21 protein-coding genes are annotated in these 21,207 nt (G+C 32.5%); 17 read left to right on the top strand and 4 right to left on the bottom strand.

The features are described 5' to 3' along the window. Window positions 1–95 precede the first annotated feature (95 nt). A complete protein-coding gene (locus IUY40_RS17795; RefSeq protein WP_195738212.1) occupies window positions 96–998 on the bottom strand; it encodes a PhzF family phenazine biosynthesis protein in 903 nt (300 codons plus the stop codon). 536 nt (window positions 999–1,534) lie between these two features. Here IUY40_RS17795 and IUY40_RS17790 point away from each other — a divergent pair. From IUY40_RS17790 to proC, 8 genes are all read left to right on the top strand, one after another. Then, window positions 1,535–1,705: a hypothetical protein gene (locus IUY40_RS17790; protein ID WP_195738211.1), complete on the top strand. Its 171-nt coding sequence runs from the start codon at window positions 1,535–1,537 to the stop codon at window positions 1,703–1,705. A gap of 70 nt (window positions 1,706–1,775) precedes the next feature. Beyond that, complete coding sequence (locus IUY40_RS17785; RefSeq protein ID WP_195738210.1) at window positions 1,776–2,315, top strand: DUF4375 domain-containing protein; 540 nt, start codon at window positions 1,776–1,778, stop codon at window positions 2,313–2,315. Between the two features lie 289 nt (window positions 2,316–2,604). Beyond that, the gene (gene serS / locus IUY40_RS17780; protein ID WP_195738209.1) at window positions 2,605–3,876 is read left to right on the top strand and encodes a serine--tRNA ligase; all 1,272 of its coding nucleotides are present in this window, start codon (window positions 2,605–2,607) and stop codon (window positions 3,874–3,876) included. Between the two features lie 72 nt (window positions 3,877–3,948). Then, complete coding sequence (locus IUY40_RS17775; protein WP_195738208.1) at window positions 3,949–5,727, top strand: tetratricopeptide repeat protein; 1,779 nt, start codon at window positions 3,949–3,951, stop codon at window positions 5,725–5,727. 60 nt (window positions 5,728–5,787) lie between these two features. Next, the gene (locus tag IUY40_RS17770; RefSeq protein ID WP_195738207.1) at window positions 5,788–6,099 is read left to right on the top strand and encodes a DUF4286 family protein; all 312 of its coding nucleotides are present in this window, start codon (window positions 5,788–5,790) and stop codon (window positions 6,097–6,099) included. A gap of 197 nt (window positions 6,100–6,296) precedes the next feature. Beyond that, window positions 6,297–7,076 carry a 16S rRNA (adenine(1518)-N(6)/adenine(1519)-N(6))-dimethyltransferase RsmA gene (gene rsmA, locus IUY40_RS17765; RefSeq protein ID WP_039116567.1) on the top strand — a complete coding sequence of 260 codons (780 nt, stop codon included), beginning with the start codon at window positions 6,297–6,299 and terminating at the stop codon, window positions 7,074–7,076. Next, window positions 7,066–8,472: a magnesium transporter gene (gene mgtE, locus IUY40_RS17760; RefSeq protein WP_195738206.1), complete on the top strand. Its 1,407-nt coding sequence runs from the start codon at window positions 7,066–7,068 to the stop codon at window positions 8,470–8,472. Before rsmA ends, mgtE begins: the two co-directional genes overlap by 11 nt. A gap of 117 nt (window positions 8,473–8,589) precedes the next feature. Further along, on the top strand, window positions 8,590–9,366 hold the full coding sequence (proC, locus tag IUY40_RS17755) for a pyrroline-5-carboxylate reductase (protein WP_195738205.1): 777 nt from the start codon (window positions 8,590–8,592) through the stop codon (window positions 9,364–9,366). A gap of 62 nt (window positions 9,367–9,428) precedes the next feature. On the opposite strand, the gene nhaA is transcribed toward proC, so the two are convergent. Next, window positions 9,429–10,580 carry a Na+/H+ antiporter NhaA gene (gene nhaA, locus IUY40_RS17750; protein ID WP_195738204.1) on the bottom strand — a complete coding sequence of 384 codons (1,152 nt, stop codon included), beginning with the start codon at window positions 10,578–10,580 and terminating at the stop codon, window positions 9,429–9,431. Window positions 10,581–10,750: 170 nt separating this feature from the next. Here nhaA and IUY40_RS17745 point away from each other — a divergent pair, with 170 nt between their 5' ends. From IUY40_RS17745 to IUY40_RS17720, 6 genes are all read left to right on the top strand, one after another. After that, window positions 10,751–11,695 (top strand): 2-hydroxyacid dehydrogenase, encoded by a 945-nt coding sequence (locus IUY40_RS17745; RefSeq protein WP_195738203.1) that lies wholly within the window; start codon window positions 10,751–10,753, stop codon window positions 11,693–11,695. Window positions 11,696–11,779: 84 nt separating this feature from the next. Next, window positions 11,780–12,055, top strand: a complete 276-nt coding sequence (locus tag IUY40_RS17740; RefSeq protein ID WP_195738202.1) for a TM2 domain-containing protein — start codon at window positions 11,780–11,782, stop codon at window positions 12,053–12,055. A gap of 176 nt (window positions 12,056–12,231) precedes the next feature. Continuing rightward, a complete protein-coding gene (locus tag IUY40_RS17735; RefSeq protein ID WP_195738201.1) occupies window positions 12,232–12,570 on the top strand; it encodes a TM2 domain-containing protein in 339 nt (112 codons plus the stop codon). 3 nt (window positions 12,571–12,573) lie between these two features. After that, window positions 12,574–12,987, top strand: a complete 414-nt coding sequence (locus IUY40_RS17730) for a DUF2752 domain-containing protein (protein ID WP_195738200.1) — start codon at window positions 12,574–12,576, stop codon at window positions 12,985–12,987. Continuing rightward, entirely contained in the window at window positions 12,963–13,430 is a 468-nt protein-coding gene (locus tag IUY40_RS17725; RefSeq protein WP_229335640.1) for a hypothetical protein, read from the top strand. Before IUY40_RS17730 ends, IUY40_RS17725 begins: the two co-directional genes overlap by 25 nt. Beyond that, window positions 13,414–14,214: a M48 family metallopeptidase gene (locus tag IUY40_RS17720; RefSeq protein WP_195738199.1), complete on the top strand. Its 801-nt coding sequence runs from the start codon at window positions 13,414–13,416 to the stop codon at window positions 14,212–14,214. Before IUY40_RS17725 ends, IUY40_RS17720 begins: the two co-directional genes overlap by 17 nt. 88 nt (window positions 14,215–14,302) lie before the next feature. Here IUY40_RS17720 and IUY40_RS17715 read toward each other — a convergent pair whose 3' ends face one another. Next, window positions 14,303–16,105 (bottom strand): lysophospholipid acyltransferase family protein, encoded by a 1,803-nt coding sequence (locus IUY40_RS17715; protein ID WP_195738198.1) that lies wholly within the window; start codon window positions 16,103–16,105, stop codon window positions 14,303–14,305. Window positions 16,106–16,223: 118 nt separating this feature from the next. On the opposite strand from IUY40_RS17715, the gene IUY40_RS17710 reads away from it, so the two are divergent. The 3 genes from IUY40_RS17710 to IUY40_RS17700 all read left to right on the top strand — a co-directional run bounded on the left by IUY40_RS17710 (window position 16,224) and on the right by IUY40_RS17700 (window position 19,441). Continuing rightward, window positions 16,224–16,988, top strand: a complete 765-nt coding sequence (locus IUY40_RS17710; protein ID WP_195738197.1) for an exodeoxyribonuclease III — start codon at window positions 16,224–16,226, stop codon at window positions 16,986–16,988. Between the two features lie 154 nt (window positions 16,989–17,142). Next, window positions 17,143–18,084, top strand: a complete 942-nt coding sequence (locus IUY40_RS17705) for an OmpA family protein (protein WP_195738196.1) — start codon at window positions 17,143–17,145, stop codon at window positions 18,082–18,084. 319 nt (window positions 18,085–18,403) lie between these two features. After that, the gene (locus tag IUY40_RS17700) at window positions 18,404–19,441 is read left to right on the top strand and encodes an NADP(H)-dependent aldo-keto reductase (RefSeq protein ID WP_195738195.1); all 1,038 of its coding nucleotides are present in this window, start codon (window positions 18,404–18,406) and stop codon (window positions 19,439–19,441) included. A gap of 122 nt (window positions 19,442–19,563) precedes the next feature. On the opposite strand, the gene IUY40_RS17695 is transcribed toward IUY40_RS17700, so the two are convergent. Then, window positions 19,564–21,204: a DUF4139 domain-containing protein gene (locus tag IUY40_RS17695; RefSeq protein ID WP_195738194.1), complete on the bottom strand. Its 1,641-nt coding sequence runs from the start codon at window positions 21,202–21,204 to the stop codon at window positions 19,564–19,566. Window positions 21,205–21,207: the final 3 nt, after the last annotated feature.

Genomic DNA, 21,207 nt, shown 5'->3' with positions numbered 1-21,207 from the left:
CTTTCAGCCTCATCATGAATTTGAGGAGGATTTTTTTTTGACCCCTTTTGAGGATCTCAAGATTTTATTAATTATACTAAATATTAAAATATTTTTTATAAATAAAGCTCTCCACACATTGTTATAGCTGAAAAACCACCAACTAAAATATCATTTTCTCTGCACATTACTTCAATGAGAGAGGGCTGGTTTAATTTTACGCCCTGTAGAATTTGATATTCTTTATTAGGCTCTGTATACTTCATCTTTGTTAAAAAACCAATTAAAGGTCCTGCAGCTGACCCTGTTGCTGCATCTTCATGTATTCCTATTATGGGATTAAAAAACCTAGCTTCGACAATATTGTCTTCACTTTCGTCAGTGATAGTAAAACAATAAAATCCTTCAAATTGGTATTCTTTTGAAATTTCGGTTAATAGTTTGCTGTCAGGTATACAGCCGTTAAGTAGTTGGGTAGTTCTGACTGGAACCATTACATGAGCAACTTCAGTTTGAACAACTGTTGGAACAAGCATATTAACTTCTAAATCCTCTATTTTTAGACCAAGTGCTATTGCTATTCTGTAAGTAGGAATTTGATACTTAATGACAGCTTGTTTTTGATGCATTTGTACAATAGGATATTGTGTAACTGAATCTAAACTTGTTGTTAATCGTATTGGTGAATGCTTCATAATTACAAAACGATTGTCTTGATTTTGTTCGTCGAATATGGGTAGTTTCTTTAATAATGCACCACTAACCGCCCCTAATAAATTATGTCCAGCTCCATCTATTTCAAAACCCATAGGTGTAAAGGAACGTACATTAAGTGCTTTTTGTTTTGTAGAGTAATAAACAAAGGATGTTTCGGAGTACCCAAATTCCTTTGCAATATTTTGATAAACTTCTAACTTTAAGTCACCATCAGTAAAAACAACAGATAAAGGGTTTCCTTTGTAACTCGTATTGGAAAACACATCCAAAACATAGTATTTTAATGTTATTCTTTGTTTCATAATCTATCTTTTTTATGATTTTTGTCAAATAATTTATTGACTTTCATATTTGTCTAATTTTTTTAAAATATATTCAATTTCTCGTTGAATTTGTTTTTCTAATTTTGGAAGTTTATCTATAATTAAAAATTGACTTTCTTTAGAGTAGTATTTATTTTCATTAAGCTTAAAATTGATTGCTCCTATAATTAATGAAATTAGTTCATTAACTTTAGATGTCCTTTTGTGAAATTTTGGTCTGTTAAATATTTTAAATTTCAGGTACGTAATATAAAATACAACTTATTATTTGAAAATAGAAATAAAAAACTATTTGTATTAGAACTACATTGAATCTTAATTGAGTTTAGAAATCAAAATTTATGTTTGTAAATTGGTGTTTTCTGAATTTAATTCTTTAGTAATTTTTACGTTTTCTTTGCATTTGAGACTTTGCCCTGGATAGCCCGACCTGAAGTTTACGAAGGGATTTCCCCGAAGAAATATTAGCATTGAGTTTCTTATATTTGTAAACGCAAATTAAAGAAAAGTAAATCATGGGAAAAGGACCTGAAAAAAACACTAAAAACAAGGCTTTACATACTAAATTGCTAAATCGGAAAAAGACTAAAATTCAAGAAGAGAAAAAAGAAAAAGCATTAAGGTTAAAAGCTTTAGTTACGAAAATGAATGAAAAAAAGAGAAGTGACGAATCTGATGTCATATAAATCATATTGTATTTTTTTTCTGTTTTAATTTAACTGAAATTTGCAAAACAAAATCTAAACATAAAATAAGATGGAATTCGGTAGAATAATAGTTTCTCAAACGGCAATGAATAGTGAAAATATTCAAGATGTGATTCACTCAAATATTTCGGTAATTAACTTAATGCGTGAAGAAAAAGTAGATGATGACCTGATTCATGAAGATGCTTTAATGAGTTATTATTTAGATTATTATACTGCACAATATACAGAAGGAAATTTCGCTCAATTTGTATATAATTCGAGTTGGAATGCTGAATTAAATGAATTAATAGAAGAAGGTTTGGCGCTACTTGGCGCTGAAAAGCATTTGGAGTTATTTCAACAGCAAAGTAAGAAAGTAAAATTAATGAGTAGTGTAAAACTCAATAAATTCTTGAAAGGTAAATTAGAGGGTGTAAATCCAATAAGAGATTTGCTTAACAATGATACTTTTTACGAAATAGATGAAAATCTCATTACGCTGAATGCTAATTTTTTAAAATCACATCCAGATTTAGAAGTTCTTTCAGTAGATGAAATGTTTGTTGCTTTGGAGGAGTTTGTGGGACATGAGATTAAGAGGGATTAAGAAAAGTTCTGAGAGGCAAAGCGTCAAAAGTTGGTTCTGAGAAGGGAAATAATGAAGTCGAAAATTGATTGGACTATGTGGCTGCGATATGTCAGACTGGATGGGGGTCGAAGTTTCGAAATGGCTTAACTCCTCCATTTAATTAAATTCTATCGTCTCTTTGTGAAATAATTTCCACTTATAAGTAAGAAATTATGTTTAGCGACAAACTTTGTCCAATTCTTAGCAAACATTTCCTTAAATTTGCTTCCTTAATATATAAAAATACAATAGTTACAAAATTTAAGCTATGTTACAAATCGCATTTATTAGAGAGAATCAGGAAAAAGTAATCACAGCTTTGGCAAAACGAAATATCGATGCCAAAAGTGTTGTTGAAGAAGTGGTACAACTAGATGAAAAACGTCGTTCAACTCAAGTTGAGTTAGATAATATTTTATCTGAATCTAATAAATTATCCAAAGATATTGGCGAATTGATGAAAGCAGGCGAAAAATCTAAAGCCGCAATCTTAAAAGAGAAAACAGTTGTATTAAAAGAGAAAAGTAAAGAGTTAGCTGATAAAGCTGAAGTTTTGGCACATGAACTAACCCAAAAGCTATATACATTACCAAACCTTCCAGCTGATATTGTACCAGTAGGAAAAACTCCCGAAGAGAATTTGAATGTTTTCGAAGAGGGTGAAATTCCAGTGTTGCATGAAGGTGCGCAACCGCATTGGGATTTGGTAAAGAAATATGATATTATCGATTTTGAGCTAGGTGTAAAAATTGCTGGAGCTGGATTTCCTGTTTACAAAGGAAAAGGAGCCAGATTACAACGTGCCTTAATCAATTATTTTTTAGATAAAAATACTGCTGCAGGATATAATGAAGTGCAAGTACCACATTTGGTAAATGAAGCTTCAGGTTATGGAACAGGTCAATTGCCAGACAAAGAAGGGCAAATGTATCACTCGACTATTGATGATTTATATTTGATTCCAACAGCCGAAGTCCCTGTGACGAATTTGTTTCGTGATGTTATTTTAAGCGAAAGTGAATTGCCAGTTTTACATACTGCCTATACCCCTTGTTTCCGTCGTGAAGCAGGTTCTTATGGGGCGCATGTACGTGGATTAAACCGTTTGCACCAATTTGATAAAGTCGAAATTGTACGTGTTGAGCATCCAGATAATTCATATAAAGCGCTTGACGGAATGGTGGAACATGTGAAAAACATTCTGCAGGAATTAAAATTACCATACCGAATTTTACGTTTGTGTGGTGGTGATATGGGTTTTACAGCAGCATTAACATATGATTTTGAAGTTTTTTCTACGGCGCAAGATCGCTGGTTAGAAATTAGTTCAGTATCTAATTTTGAAACTTTCCAAGCAAATCGTTTGAAATTACGTTTTAAAGATAAAGAGGGAAAGAATCAATTGGCTCATACGTTAAACGGAAGTTCATTGGCATTGCCAAGAGTTCTTGCTGGAATTCTTGAAAACTACCAAACGCCAGAAGGAATCGTAATTCCAGAAGTATTACGTCCATACTGTGGATTTGACATTATAGATTAATTAGTATTTGGTTTTCAGTCGCAGTTTTCAGAGCTGCGACTGCTTACCAAGACTACAACTTAAAAACTGAATATGAAAAATATTTTTATCTATATCGTTTTGTTGTGGTCTACTTTTGCGTTAGCCCAGAATGAGCAATTAGCGCAATATTATTATGATAAAGGTGATTTTGAAAAAGCAAAAATCAGTTATCAGGAGTTGTTGGATAATAATCCTTCGAATACACAATATTTTTATAGAGCAATTGACTGCTATCAGCAATTACAGCAGTTTGATGTGGCTGATAAAATTATCCAAAACCGCTTTAATAAGTACAAACAAGGTACTATTTTAATAGAATTAGGATATAATTTTCAATTACAAAAAAATGATGCTAAAGCAAAAATTTACTACGATCAGGCTTTAGATAAGATTTTGACCAATCCTAATGAAGTGTTTGGAATTGCTAATTCTTTTGAGAAAAAAGTATTACTAGAATATGCTCTAAAAGCATATCAGCAGGCAACCAAAATTCAGCCTAGTTTTAATTTTAATTTTCAGATCGGTTTGTTGTATGGGCAAATGGGTAAGACTGATATGATGATTGAAACATTGTTAACAGAGTCGTATACCAATCAGCAAAACACACCTCTTATTCAGAGTCAGTTATCGAGATTTATGGCTGATGAAGCCGATACAACATTTAATGACGCATTGCGAAAGTCTCTTATTTTAAGGACTCAAAAAGAACAAGATGTTTTTTGGAATCGCTATTTGAGTTGGTTTTATGTGCAACAAAAAGAATTTGGAAAAGCTTTTATACAGGAAAAAGCCATTTATAAGCGCGATCCCGAATCACTTTCGAGCATTGTTAATCTGGCCCAGTTTGCTATTGATGATGATGATCCAGAAGCTGCGCAAGAGATTTTAGCTTTCGTTTTAGAGAATACAAAAGACTTGGGTTTGCTTGTACAGGCAAATACCTATTTGTATAAAATAAAAATCGATAAGGCTACTGAAAAAGAATATTCAATAATTAACACAGAGCTTCAAGGACTGCTAACAGCTTATGGGATAAGTCCTTTTACTTTATCTTTGCAATTAATTCAAGCTCATTTTTTGGCTTTTGATTTAAAAAAATCGGAGGAGGCTAAAATGGTTGTGAAAAAAGCACTCGAATTGCAACTTAATGACTATCAACGAGCGCAAGTTAAAATGGAATTAGCGGATATTTTGCTTTTTGAAGAAAAATTTAATCAGGCATTATTGTATTACTCACAAATAGAATTAGACTTGAAAAATGATGTAATGGCACACGAAGCAAGTTTAAAAGCGGCCAAAACAAGCTATTTTAAAACCGATTTCGCTTGGGCTTTAAAGCAGTTTAAAGAGCTTAAATCGGCTAGTGCACAGTTGATTGCAAACGATGCATTAGAATATTTTTTATTGATAAATGACAATACCGTTGCCGATTCTACGCAAACAGCTTTGAAGCAATTTGCCAAGGCAGATTACCTTATGTTTCAAAATAGAAATCAAGATGCAATAGTACAATTTCAAAATATATTAAAAACTTTCAAAGGACAAGAAATAGAAGCCGTAACTTTGTTGCGATTAGGACAGATTTACGAAGATTTAGGCGATTATAATTCGGCTATAAGCCAATATCAATTGATTATTGATCAGCACGGTGACGGAATTTATATTGATGAAGCTTTGTTCTTTTCGGCAGAGATTTATAATAAGAAATTACAGGATTTGGAAAAGGCTAAAGCCTTATACGAGAAAGTAATTTTTAATCATCAGGACAGTATTTATTTTGTAGATGCCAGAAAGAGATATAGGGAATTAAGAGGCGATACCAATTTATAGCTAGGTTTAATTGGTTATTTGTTTAACCAATTAACCGAAAAAACGATTAAATAGATAAAAATGATTATTTATAATATTACTACAAACATACACGAAAGTGTGCATGATCAATGGTTAAATTGGATGCAACAAAAACATATTCCTGAAATTTTAGCAACAGGGAAATTTTCATCTGCAAGAATTGTAAAAGTTTTAGTAGATGAAGAAATGGGGGGAACTACATACTCTGTTCAATATGTAACCGATAGTAAGGAAACCTTAGAAAAATATTACCTTGAAGATGAACCCGCTTTTAATCAAGAAGCATTGCAGTTATTTGCTGATAAGATGCTTTCTTTTAGAACTGAATTAGAGTTAATCTCAGATCATTAATATGCTATTCAATTTTAAGATGGAATGTTCTGTCTTTAGGAAATTTGATTACAAGTAAAATTAAAGCCAATAGAGCTAAGTATTTACTAGATATTGAGTATCTTCTAGAAATTAATAAAAAAATAGATTATTTGATATTTGGGTGGATTGATATTTCGAAAAACACAATAATCTAACAATCTGATAATCTACAATAAATGGAAAAAGTAAAAGCCAAAAAACATCTCGGACAGCATTTCTTGAAAGACGAAAGCATTGCTAAGGCAATCGCAGATACGTTGAGTTTAAAAGGATATGACGAGGTTCTGGAAATTGGGCCAGGAATGGGTGTGTTAACTAAATATTTGTTAGAAAAACCAATCAATACCTATGTTATCGAAATTGATACAGAATCGGTAACTTATCTAGACGAAAATTACCCGAAATTAAAAGATAAAATCATTTCAAAAGATTTTTTGAAATATGATATAAATGAAGTTTTTGAAAAGAAACAATTTGCTATAATTGGTAATTTCCCATATAATATTTCGACTCAAATTGTTTTTAAAACATTAGAATATCGTGATCAGATTCCGGAGTTTTCAGGAATGTTTCAAAGAGAGGTTGCACAACGTATTTGTGAAAAGAAAGGGTCAAAAGCTTACGGAATACTTTCGGTTTTAGCACAGGCTTTTTATGATACTGAATACTTGTTTACAGTAGATGAGAATGTGTTTATTCCGCCCCCCAAAGTAAAATCGGGTGTTATGAAAATGACACGAAAAGAAGATTACAGTTTGCCTTGCGGTGAAAAATTATTCTTTACAGTTGTGAAAACAGCTTTCCAACAGCGTAGAAAAACGTTACGTAACAGTTTGAAAACATTAAATTTATCAGATAAGTTAAGAGAAGATACTATCTTTGATTTGCGTCCGGAACAGCTAAACGTGGCAGAATTTATAGCATTAACTCAGAAAATAGAAGCCGATGGAGTTTAAAATCAGCAAAGGTCTAATACAAGAATTAGAAGGTCTCATTCAAAGTAAAAACGACAAGCAATTGGAAGTTTTATTGAATGATATTCACCATGCTGATATTGCCGAAATCCTAGATGAATTGGATTTTGAAAAAGCAACGTACATATTTAAAGTATTAGATAGCGAAAAAACCGCCGAAATTCTTCTAGAATTAGAAGATGATTTGCGTGAGAATATATTAAGCAGGCTTTCGCCAAAAGAGATTGCAGAGGAGCTTGACGAATTAGAAACAAATGATGCAGCCGATATTATTGGTGAATTATCGAAAGATAGAAAAGCCGAAGTAATATCTGAGCTTCAGGACGTAGAACATGCCAAGGGCATTGTCGATTTATTACGTTACGCCGAGAATACTGCAGGAGGAATCATGCACAAGGAGTTGGTAAAAGTCAATGAAAATTGGAACGTACTTACTTGTGTGAAAGAAATGCGAATTCAGGCAGAGAATATTTCAAGAGTACATTCTATTTATGTAGTTGATGATGAAGATAGATTAAAAGGACGTTTGTCGCTTAAGGATTTATTAACTACTTCTACAAGAACTCCTGTTAGCGAGGTTTATATTAAAAAATTGCATTACGTAGATGTAGAAACTCCCGATGTAGAGGTAGGGCGTATCATGGAAAAATACGACTTAGAAGCAATTCCTGTTGTAGATGAGCTGGGACGCTTGGTAGGGCGCATTACGATTGATGACGTTATTGATGTCATAAGAGATGAAATAGAAAAAAGAGATACGGAAGATATACAAAAATTTGGGGGTTTGGAAGCGCTTGAATTACCATATATAGAAACGACTCTTTTTGAAATGGTCAAAAAAAGAGCTACCTGGTTGGTGGTTTTGTTTATTGGAGAAATGTTTACTGCATCTGCAATGGGTTTTTTTGAAGGAGAAATAGAGAAAGCTGTAGTTTTAGCGCTATTTGTTCCGTTGATTATTTCTAGTGGAGGTAATTCAGGTTCACAAGCAGCAACACTTATTATTCGTGCTATGGCGCTAAAAGAATTAACGCTAAAAGACTGGTGGTATGTAATGAAAAAAGAAATCGCATCAGGATTTTTATTAGGGTCTATATTAGGAATAGTAGGCTTTGTAAGAATTATGATATGGCAAAAAACAGGATTGTATGAATATGGAATCCATTGGTTTTTTGTTGCACTAACTGTTTCTTTTTCTTTATTATTTATTGTGTTATGGGGAACGCTTTCGGGCTCCATGATACCATTTATGTTAAAGAAACTTAAGCTTGACCCAGCAACTTCATCGGCACCATTTGTAGCAACATTAGTCGATGTAACAGGATTGGTTATTTATTTTACAATTGCATCCATATTATTAAAAGGCAGATTGTTATAAATAATAAGACATAAAACTAAATGTAATTAACCACTATATTTTGTGCTTTTAAAGACTTTTTTTAGGGTTCAAACTATTAAACCAAAAACAACCAAAAAACTATAAATTATAACCAGAATGAAAGTACACATAATAGGAGGAGGAAACCTCGGGGTTTCTATAGCCTTAGGAATCGCAAAATTTTCAAAGAACAATCAAGTCACGATTACTAGAAGAAATATAGCTAGTATTTTGTATTTACAAGAATTAGATATTACAGTTTCATCTGATAATAAATACAAAATACAAGAAGCAGATCTTATTATTTTGACTATAAAGCCATATCAGGTTGACACGGTTTTGGATGAAATTTTACCTGTAATTTCTAATAAAACAATAGCTTCAGCAGTAAGCGGTTTAGCGATAGATGTGCTTCAGAATAAAACAAGCCAAGAGCATCACGTAGTTCGGATTATGCCCAATATTGCAGCGCAATTTGGAGAATCGGCTACATGTATTTCATTTAGCGAAAAAGACAGAGTACAGGTATTACCAGTGGTATCTTTATTTGAAGATTTAGGTACAGCTCCAATTATTGACGAAAAATTAATGGATGCCGCAACTGTTTTAGGTGCTTGTGGTACAGCGTATGCATTACGATACATTCGTGCTTCGATGCAAGCAGGTATCGAAATAGGATTTGATTCTCAAACTGCATTAGCAATAGCAGCGCAAACTGTAAAAGGGGCTGCCAAAATGTTGCTAGAAGAAAAAGTACATCCAGAACAGTTAATCGATAGAGTGACAACACCACAGGGTTGTACAATCGTTGGTTTGAACGAAATGGAACACAACGGCTTTAGTTCATCATTAATAAAAGGAATTAAAACTTCTTTAAAACAAATTAAAGGGTAGTTTTAAAAATAAGATTTATGAAAAAAGGACTTTCAGTTTAAACCGAAAGTCCTTTTTTGTTTTTAAATATGTTTGACTTTTTTCTTTGAAAGAGAAAATTTCAAGTAGATAAAACCTAATAATCCAGCGATAAAAGAGGCAAGTAAAATAGCTATTTTAGAAAAAGTAATTACTTCAGGCTCATTAAAAGCAAGTAAGGTTATAAAAATAGACATTGTAAATCCAATTCCTCCTAGCATTCCTGCACCTATAATATAAGACCATTTAAGCTCTTTTGGTAATGTACAAATTCCTAATGCAACACCTAAGAAAGCGAATAGAGCTATTCCTAATGGTTTTCCAACTACCAGACCTAGAATAATTCCCAAGGCATTGGGATGGCTTAATCCTTCATGCCAGTCCGTGTTGATGGCAATACAGGTATTGGCCAAAGCAAATAGGGGCAAGATAAAAAAGGCAACTGGTTTGTGTAAAAAGTGCTGTAGTTTATAAGAAGAAGTTTTCTTGCTACCATCTCCAAACGGAATCACAAATGCCAATAAAACACCAGTTATAGTTGCGTGAACACCAGAGTTAAGCATAAAATACCACATGATAACTCCACCAATCAAATAAATAAAGAGATTGTGAATTTTCATTCGGTTAAAAACAAATAACACTCCTAAAACAGCAAAAGCAAGAGCTAGATATAGAAAAGATATACTTGTAGTATAAAACAATGCAATAACTATAATAGCGCCTAAATCGTCGATTACAGCAAGAGCAGTAAGAAAGACTTTAAGGGAAGTGGGCACTTTATTTCCTAAAAGTGATAAAATTCCAATTGCAAAAGCAATGTCAGTAGCCATAGGGATTCCTGCTCCGTTTTGGGTAGCAGTTCCAAAATTAAATAGTAAAAATATTCCAGCAGGAATTAACATTCCACCTAAAGCACCAAAAATGGGTAAAGAAGCATTTTTTATACTGGTTAATTCACCTTGATAAATTTCACGTTCTAATTCTAATCCTATTAAAAGAAAAAATATGGTCATCAAACCATCATTTATCCAATGAGTTATTGAATGATGTCCAATATTGGTTTCCCAAAAAGCGATATAATCAGATTGGAATATTGAGTTGGCTAAAAAAAGAGATAGGATCGTTACGAAAAGTAAGATGAGCCCTCCTGATTTTTCACTTTGAAAAAAGGCCTTAAATGTTTTTGTTAATTTCATTTTTTGGAATAAGGTTGAAAATGCATTATTTTCAAAGTTAGAAAAAATATAACTAATAAAATAGTAAATATTAGTTTTTAGAGGGGTTTTAGCATTGGCAATTTAATGAAGAAAGAGTAAAACCCATATTTTTTTTGTTACTTTGTTAGTCTAATTTAAGTTATAATTTCATGCCAATTAAAGTTTTACATATCGATAGCAACCATCCAATTCTTTGGGAACAATTGCAAGAAGCCGGATTTGAAAACCATGCTGATTTTACTTCTACAAAAGAAGAGATTGAAGCTAAAATTCAAGATTATCAAGGAATTGTGATTAGAAGTCGTTTTAAAATCGATAAACAATTTATAGATAAAGCAATAAATTTAAAGTTTATAGCACGAGTTGGAGCAGGACTAGAGAGTATAGATTGTGATTATGCACTCTCTAAAGGCATTGAACTCATTGCTGCGCCTGAAGGCAACCGTAATGCAGTTGCTGAACATACATTGGGAATGATTCTTTCTCTTTTTAATAAACTGAATCTTGCTGATAGCGAAATACGTTCGGGACAATGGAATAGAGAAAGTAATCGTGGTCATGAGCTTGATGGGAAAACGGTAGGGATTATTGGATACGGGAATATGGGCAAAGCATTCGCAAAAAAACTAAGAGGTTTTGATGTAACTGTTTTGTGTTATGATATTAAGGATAATGTTGGGGATGAAAATGCCAAACAAGTTTCGCTAAAAGAACTTCAAGAGAAGACAGATGTGCTGAGTTTACATATTCCGTGGACTCCAGAAACAGATAAAATGGTTGATGCAAAATTTATCAACGCATTCAAAAAACCGATATGGATTATTAATACCTCAAGAGGTAAAAATATTGTTACTGCCGATTTGGTTGCTGCAATGGAGTCGGGGAAAGTACTTGGAGCAGGTTTGGATGTTTTGGAATATGAAAAATTATCTTTTGAAACACTTTTTCAGGATAAGAATACCCCGGAAGCTTTTCAGTATCTATTAGATGGAAGAAAAGTGATTTTAACCCCACATATTGCAGGTTGGACATTTGAGAGTCATGAGCGCTTAGCGCAAGTAATTGTCGACAAAATTAAAGCGGTTTATTTATAGTTGTAAATTTTAAGAAATATTTGTTGATTTTTACAATAAAACATCTATTTTTATTCATTATAAACTATTAATTTGAGGATAAAAATGGAAAATAGTAAACAAGAAGAGTGGAATAATCCACAGATTACAAGACCTGAAAATAAGAAAGTAGTTGCGGGTATTTTTGCAATTTTATTGGGAGCACTAGGAATTCATAAGTTTTATTTAGGCTATGTTAAAGAAGGTGTTATTCAGCTTATTTTAGGTTTTATGTTCGGAATAGGTGGTGTAATTGGTATCATAGAAGGAATAATTTATTTAACTAAGACTGATGAAGAGTTCTATCAAACGTATCAGGTAGGAAAGAAAGGCTGGTTTTAAGATATTAAATCTCGATATTTCGAGATTTTTTTTTGTTTCATTTTTAGATCTTAAATTACTAGGATTAAAATTAATTAAAGGAAGTTATTTCTTATAATTTTATATATTTGCAAAAAAAATGGAGTAGCCGAAAATCCATAAACAGAGTAGGGACCAATCAAAACCTAAATTTTATAATGGATACACAAAAAGTTGATATGTTTATGATGATGAATGCAAAATATTTTGAAGGACATCATTTAAACGCAATCAGAGAAAAACTTTTAAGTTTAGACGAAAGTCAATGGCAAAGATTACAATTAACACAATACAAAGACCCAACAACAACTTTGTTGATTTCTATTTTTGCAGGAGCATATGGGATTGACCGTTTTTACATTGGCGATACAGGAATGGGAATAGGCAAACTTCTTACTTGTGGAGGTCTTGGAATTTGGGCTATTGTAGATTGGTTTATAATACAAGGAGCTACCAAAGAAAAAAATGTAATGGCATTTAATAATACATTTTTGTAAAATATGACAAAAAACAAGCTTTATACGTTAACTTTAATTGCTTGTTTTTTTGGGTATAGTTGGTTGCTCTTTTTTGATTTTATATCACATTCACATTCAGATTATGATTTTACGGTGTGTGTGTTTAAGAGAATAACCACTATTCCTTGTCCTTCTTGTGGAACCTCACGAGCGGTCAACAGTTTTTTTAAAGGAAATATACTTACTTCTTTATACCTAAATCCATTCGGAATTATTGTAGCAGGAATAATGCTTATTGCTCCAGGCTGGATTGCGTTTGATTACTTCACAAAGAGACAGTCTTTTTACGATTTCTACATTAAGACAGAAAAAATAATTAGAACAAAAAAAGTTGCGATCCTGTTGGTTATTTTGGTAATCATTAATTGGATATGGAATATAAACAAACAAATATGACTGCATTGAATAAGTTCAATTACAAGCCTTATGATAGTGAGTTAGAAAGAGCATCAAATAGTTATTTGATGTCACTTGTTGCTGTGCTAGGAGGTTTGCCGTTGCCAATTATGAATTTATTGGCATCCGTTTTTTTCTATTTAGGAAACAGAAAAAGTACAGCTTTTGTTAAATGGCATTGTACACAAGCATTATTGGCACAACTAGGAATGTTTTTCTTTAACACAGTAGGTTTTTGGTGGACGATTTCAATTATTTTTAAGGATGGACAATTTACCAATACATATATCGCGTATATGTTAACGATAATAGGATTCAATCTTGTTGAGTTTATTTTTACTTTGTATTTGGCAAGTCAAACTCGAAAAGGGAATCATATTGAAATATACTTTTTTGCCGATATTACTAATTTAATTTGCAAGACCAATGAAAACACTATTTAGAGGATTAACTATAGTAGGAGCTTTTTTTGGGATATGGTTTTTATTGGCTCAAATAAATTATATCACCTTATTTAAAATTGATAAAGCCAAAAGTGCTACCGAAAAAGGAGTTGGGGATATGATTTGGGATCAAATAAAAAAGACAGAAGATATAATCGTAAATGATTCTATTACTAAAACATTAGATAAATTGCTAAAACCATTATGTAAAGAAAATGGAATAGTACGCGATAGTCTTAAAGTACATATTATTCAAAAAGATGAGGTAAATGCATTTGCTTTACCAGACGGTCATTTGGTAGTATATTCAGGTTTAATCGAAGCTTCAAAAAATGAACAAGCACTGATAGGTGTGTTAGGTCATGAAATTGCTCATATTGAGAATGATCATGTCATGAAAAAACTATCCAAAGAAATTGGTTTTTCAGTGCTTATGTCTATTACAACAGGAAATAATAACGGGAGTATAATAAGAGAAATAATGCATACATTGTCTTCTACAGCTTACGATCGTTCACTCGAGAAAGAAGCAGATATTACTAGTGTAGAATATATGCTTAAAGCAAAAATTGATCCAGCACCATTTGCAGACTTTCTTTATGATATGTCATTTGATAAAAGCTTTGGAGGTGCTTTATCGTGGATAAGTACGCATCCAGAATCTGAGGCTAGAGCCAAATATATTTTGGAATATATAAAAGGTAAAAAGCTAGAGAAGAAAATGATATTGTCTCAAAAAGAATGGAAAGGTTTTAAAAAGGCGGTAGATGATTATGAGAATTAATAAATAGTTCTTATTAGTTTTAAATTAAACAAAAATCCCGTTTCATAAATTTGAAACGGGATTTTTGTTTTGATATATAATCTAAGGTTTAATCGTCTTTCTCAGCTAGTTTTCTTTCCAGTTCTATCTGGAATTCTTCGATAACCGGCTTCATAGTACTTTCTGGAATATCGGCAATACGAATGTACATTAAACCGTCGATAGCATTGTTGAATAATGGATCAACATTAAAGGCAACAACACGTGCATTTTGCTTGATGTATTTTTTAATTAGAACAGGCAAGCGTAAGTTTCCAGGTTCTAATTCGTCGATAATTTTATCAAACTTATTTAAATCTGATTCGGCTTCATCAAAAATAAAGTCTTTATCAGCATCTTTCAGTTTTACTTTATATGCTTTTTTTGGATGAATATATTGAGCAATATAAGGATCATAATAATTTGATTTCATAAACTCAATCATCAACGATTTAGAGAAATCAGAGAATTGATTGCTTATGCTTACGCCACCAAGTAAATATTTGTGCTCCGGATAACGTAATGTTGTATGAATGATTCCTTTCCATAATAAGAAAAGAGGCATTGGTTTTTGTTGGTATTCTTTAATGATAAATGCACGCCCCATTTCGATAGATTTATGCATCATATCATGAAGTTCTGGTTCGAATCTAAAAAGATCATTTAGGTAAAAACCATCCATTCCGTATTTAGGATAAATCTCAGAACCTAATCCCATGCGGTAAGCTCCGGATATTTTTTTGGCATCATCATCCCATAAAAACATATGGTGGTAATATTGATCGTATTTGTCAATATCGATAGGCTCATTTGTTCCCTCGCCAACTTCACGGAAAGTAATTTCGCGTAAGCGGCCAATTTCATGTAGAATATTCGGAATGTTTTTGGCAGAAGCAAAAAACACTTCATAGTTTTTACTTTGTAATAATCTGCAATCAGTACTTCTTAAAGTTTCAATTTCGGCGTTTATCTTGTTCTCATTTGCAGGAGTAACAATCTCCTTAGGGCTTCTAGGAATTCTTAAGTTAGCAGTATCTAGCAATTTATGTTCCTTTTCAAAAGGATTTGCTAACATATATGTTTTCTTTCTTAAAAATTCAGAGTATTCTTCAAAAGATTCAATTTCGTTTTGTTCGTTAACTGAAATAGGTTTTCCAATACGTACCTTGATAACACGATCTTTTTGAGTAAGTAACTCTGATGGTAATTTTGCCGTACGCAACGTGTCATCTATCTTAGAAAGCCAATAGAATAATTTACTATTTTTGGCATGAAAATAAATAGGAACAACTGGAACTTTGGCTTTTCGGATTAATTTAATCGCACCTTCTTCCCAAGGTTTATCCACTACTAGTTTTCCATCTTTATAAGTAGAAACTTCACCTGCAGGAAAAATCCCCAAAGGTTTTCCATCACTTAAATGACGGAATGTTTCTTTTATTCCAATTACACTAGATTTAGCATCCTTATGGTTTTCAAAAGGATTTACAGGCATGATATACTTTTTAAGGGGAACTATGCGGTGCAATAGGAAATTGGCAATGATTTTAAAATTAGGCTCTCTTTCAAGCATTAATTTTAGTAATAACACGCCATCAATACCACCTAGTGGATGGTTTGAAATAGTAATATAAGCCCCCTCTTTAGGTAATCGTTTCAAATCTTCTTCCGGAATCTCGAATTTGATTTGTAAATCATCCAAAACCCCGTTCAAGAAAGCTACATCTTCTAGATGTTTGTTTCTATCATAAACCTTATTCAAGGTAGATATCTTTAGTACCTTCATCAGGACCCAACCAGAGAAAGTACCTAGAACCCCGTACTTATCAACATTTATTGCCTTGGCAACTTCTTTCGCGGTAACTAAACCCATGTACAATTTATTTTTTTAGAGCAGGTAACAAAGATAACAAAAAACTCTACTTTTTCTTATTTCTTATTCAAACTTTACGCTTTTTTATTACATTTGAAATACATAAAATAAAATTGTAATGAAAATTATTTCTTATAACGTAAACGGAATTCGTGCTGCAATTTCAAAAGGATTTATCGATTGGTTGCAACATGCAAACCCGGATGTTATTTGTCTTCAAGAGATTAAAGCCACAGAAGATCAAATTCCTGTAGGCGATATCACCAAAGCAGGTTACCCATATCAGTATTATTATCCAGCTACAAAAAAGGGATATAGTGGTGTAGCGATTCTTTCAAAAACAAAACCAAATAACGTAGTATACGGCACTGGAATTGAGCATATGGATTTTGAGGGAAGAAACCTTCGTGCAGATTTTGATAACTGCTCTGTAATGAGTTTGTATCTTCCATCGGGAACAAATATTCAGCGATTGGACCATAAATTTATGTTTATGGATGACTTTCAGACTTATACCAATGAGCTTAGAAAAATAATACCCAATCTTATCATTTGTGGAGACTATAATATTTGTCACGAAGCAATAGATATTCATGATCCAGTTCGTAATAAAACCGTTTCAGGATTTTTACCAGCTGAGCGAGCTTGGCTAGATGGTTTTATGAAAACGGGATTTATAGATAGTTTCCGCCATTTTAACAAAGAACCTCATAATTATTCTTGGTGGAGTTACCGCGCAGGAGCAAGAGGGAACAATAAAGGATGGAGAATTGATTATAATTTAGTTAGCGATACTTTGCAGCACAAACTAAAACGAGCAGTTATATTACCAGATGCTGTACATTCTGATCATTGTCCAGTTTTAGTCGAAATTGAAGATTAATGGTATCATTATTGTTAGCTAAGTATAGGTTTTAAACTTATATTGCTATCCTGAATAGGATTTGCTTAGTTGGATTGCACGTGCCGTGCTTTGTACTAAGAATAGTAATTAGAAAAAAATAAGAATATCTCAAATAATAAACACTACATTAAAAATGATTAAAAAAGTCTCAATCGGATTATTGATATTAGCACTTACAACATCGTGTGTATCCAAAAAAATATACAATGACTTAGAAACTAAATTTACCGATTTAAAAAAAGAAAACCGTTCAATCTCTGATGAAAATGCTGAATTGCTTAAAGCAAAAAATCAATTGGAGTTAGATCGCGACGGATTAAATAAAAGCCTTAGTGCTACCAAAACAGAATTAGAAAAACAAAAAGCTGATTATGCTGCTGCACAAAACAAATTAAAAGTTTTACAAGACTCCTATAATGCACTAGAGAAAAATAGTGACGAAGCCTTAAAAAACAACATGAATAAAAATCGTGAGTTGCTTGAGCAGTTAGAAGCTAAAGGAAAAGCATTGGCTGCAGAACAAGCACGTTTAGATAAAACAGCAAAACGATTAGATGAACTTGAAGGTATGATAGCTGCTAAAGAAGCTGCTATGAAAAAGCTAAAAGAAACGCTTTCGAAAGCATTGAATGGTTTTGAAGGAAAAGGATTGACTGTAGAGCAAAAGAACGGGAAAGTATATGTTTCGATGGAAAACAAATTACTTTTTAATTCAGGAAGCTGGTCTGTAGGTACCGAAGGTAAAAAAGCAGTTGTAGAACTAGGAAAAGTATTAGGAGATAATCCAGATCTTTCGGTACTTATTGAAGGACATACTGATGATGATCCATATATAAGTTCTGGAGTAATTACTAATAACTGGGATTTATCAACCAAAAGAGCGACAGCAATTGTAGCTATTTTGAGTGAAAATAGTAAAATCAACAAACAAAAACTAACGGCAGCAGGTCGTGGAGAGTTTTCTCCATTGGCAAGTAATGCAACTCCTGATGGTAAAGCTAAAAACCGTAGAATCGAAATCATCTTAACGCCAAGATTAGATGAAATCGCAGATATGTTGAATAGCATTAATTAAGTTGCTAAGGAACTGAGGTTCTAAGGTAGATAAACAAAAAGGTTCAGAGTTTATACTCTGGACCTTTTTGTTTATGGGCTTTCCTGCAAGATATTTATAGAGTATTTACTCAATATTGTCGTAAATTGACAAGTTTACAGTAATTCGGATATGTTTAAACAGATTTCAAAAATCTATCTAATCATTTTATCCCGATAGCTATCGGGAGTGGTAATAAATAAAATAAACTTTTTTCTTTTGAAATATTGCTTTGTACCTTTGAAGCTTATTCGTAAAAGCTACAATCTTAGCAACACAGCATCATAGAAATTAAAGACAAATGAAATACACAACAATTCCCAATACAGATATTAAAGTAAGTAAAATAAACCTTGGTACGATGACTTTTGGTCAACAAAACACTGAAGCCGAAGGACATGCTCAAATGGATTATGCACTTGAACGAGGTGTTAATTTTTTTGATACTGCCGAGATGTATTCTATTCCTGCAAGTAAAGAAACTTATGGAAGCACTGAGAAAATTATAGGAACTTGGTTTAAAAAATCAGGAAAAAGAGAAGACGTTGTTTTAGCAACTAAAATCGCTGGACCAAATGATAATTTTGGTTATATGCGAGAGAAAATAGATTTCTCGCCAGCAAGTTTAAAATATGCTTTAGACAATAGTTTACAAAGATTACAAACAGATTATGTAGATATATACCAATTGCATTGGCCGGAACGTAAAACCAATTGTTTTGGACAACGCGGACTTAAAATTCAGGACGATGCTTGGGAAGATAACATTCACGAAGTTTTACAAACATTGGATGGTTTTATAAAAGAAGGGAAAATTAAACATGTAGGACTTTCTAATGAAAATCCTTGGGGAATTATGCGTTTTCTAGAAGAGAACAAATACAATAATTTGCCTCGTATTAAAACAATTCAGAATCCATATTCACTATTAAATCGTCTTTTCGAAAATGCTTCTGTTGAGGTTTGTATGCAGGAAAATGTGGGCTTATTGGCATATTCACCAATGGCCTTTGGAGTATTGTCAGGTAAATTTTTATCTGGAGAAAAACACCCAAATTCACGACTAAACTTATTTCCACAATATACAAGATATAGTAGCGAACAAAGCACTAAAGCAGCGCGTATGTATCAGGAAATCGCGAATAAACACGGTCTAAATTTTGCCCAAATGTCTTTAGCTTTTGTTAATCAGCAACCATTTGTAACGAGTACTATTATCGGAGCAACTACAATGGAACAATTAAAAGAAAATATAGATTCTATTAATCTTATATTATCAGACGAAGTTATTGCCGAAATTAATGCAGTTCATGCTGTAATTCCAGATCCGGCACCGTAATTTGGTTTCAGTTTGCAGTTTCAGTAGCCATTGCGGTTAATTTTTCTGCACAGATTAAATTATATAAAAAATAAATCCCGATACACGTTAATCATGTATCGGGATTTATTTTTAAAAGGTTTTTATAAGTTTAATATTTGATCTTTAGGATGTTTTACTTTATAACTAATTCTGAATTTCTTGATTTCATTAGGTTTCATTTGCAATTGCCAAGTCAAGATTCCAGTTTCAGAATTTACTTTAGCGCTATCACTTTGCAATAACTCAACTTCAATCTCTTTATTGGTACTCAGAGGATATTGATCTTTTAACAAAAGTTCAATAGCTTCTTTTTTGTTGTTTCTTACCGTGATATCATAAGTAAAAGTTTGTTCTTTTTTAGTTGATAAAAACTTAGTCCCAGATTTATCTGCTACTTTTTCACGTTTTATAGACACTTTTTTATCACGTCCCATACTCAAGTTTAGTGTATCACTAGTTTGGTTAGGCTCGATAAATGTTTTACCTACGTACATGCTTTCAAAGATAATATTGGCTTCACCTCTTAATAAATTGTATTTGCTATAATCGGCAATTTCAGCAAGAAGGAAAGCTTCGTTTTCGACTCTTGGCGCAGCATAATATTTATATGATGCTGGTAATTTTATTTCTTTAAGAGATACACTATGTACTTTACCGTTAGATAAAATGTCATAAGGAATATCAATATCAAAAGAAACATTAAGCTGGTTTTCCTCTACTGTTGTGTAATTAGAAACAGATGATTTTACCATTCTGTTTGCTATTGGAGCTGCGACAACAACTTCTTGTAATGTATTATCCTGAGCAATTCTTCCCTGTAATTGATTCATTTTGTTTCTTTGAGAAGCATAACCTGTTGAAACCACTTCATTATTGTTTCTCAAAAACCAAGAACTTAATATTGGCGCTTGATTGTTTTGGTTAGGATAGCCACTTGATAGAGTAAGTTTTACTTTTTTCCAATCGATACCTGTATTTTGGATTACCTGAGCTTTATACGTCATATTAATAGGCGCGGTAACACTTTCGGCACGAAGGTCATAAAACGGAGTCCATGTGGCATTATTGGTTAAGTACGAAATATCTAATGGTACCGCTCCAGCAACTTCATTCATAACTTGAACAATTAGTTTTCCTGATGAGGTTTTTTCTTCCTTACTAGTGTCAACCTCAAGTTTGTTGTTTAGTTTTTGAAGTGTTTCATTAAGCTTTTGTTGTTTCTCAGAAAGGGCATTAATAGTATTGGCAATTTCTAGTTGTTTTGTTTTATAATATTCTACCATTTTCATTAATTCAGTTACATTTAAACCTGAATTCACACCCGAAATTTGCTGGTTTTTATCTAAAAGCTGAATCGTTTTTGTTTCAGAATTAATAGTATTGTTGACTTTTTGGAGTTCTTTCTGAACCAAAACGATACTGTCTCGTACTCTTTTTAATGCTGGAGATTTAGTGTCTACTTCATATTCTGAGATATAATTATTAGTAAACTGAACTGAAAGAACGGTTACTGTCGATGGAGTTCCTATTTGAATGGAACTTTCATTCAAGTTTACGGCTACGTTTTTAATTACAATTTCACTTGTTCCTAAAGGTAGAGTAGCGCTTGCAGTTTGCGAAATTTCGGCAGCATTAAAATATACTGTTGCAGCTTTTACTTTTGCTGTTGTAAAGATTGGTTTTTGCGCAAATGCAATGGTGCCAATCAATAATAAAGCGGATGTTACTATTTTTTTTATCATGAG

The sequence above is a fragment of the Flavobacterium sp. ALJ2 genome, assembly GCF_015594725.1.
In the GTDB taxonomy this organism is placed as follows: Bacteria; Bacteroidota; Bacteroidia; order Flavobacteriales; family Flavobacteriaceae; genus Flavobacterium.
Note: the sequence above shows the minus strand (reverse complement) of the source record. Positions and strands in the feature narration are given on the sequence as shown.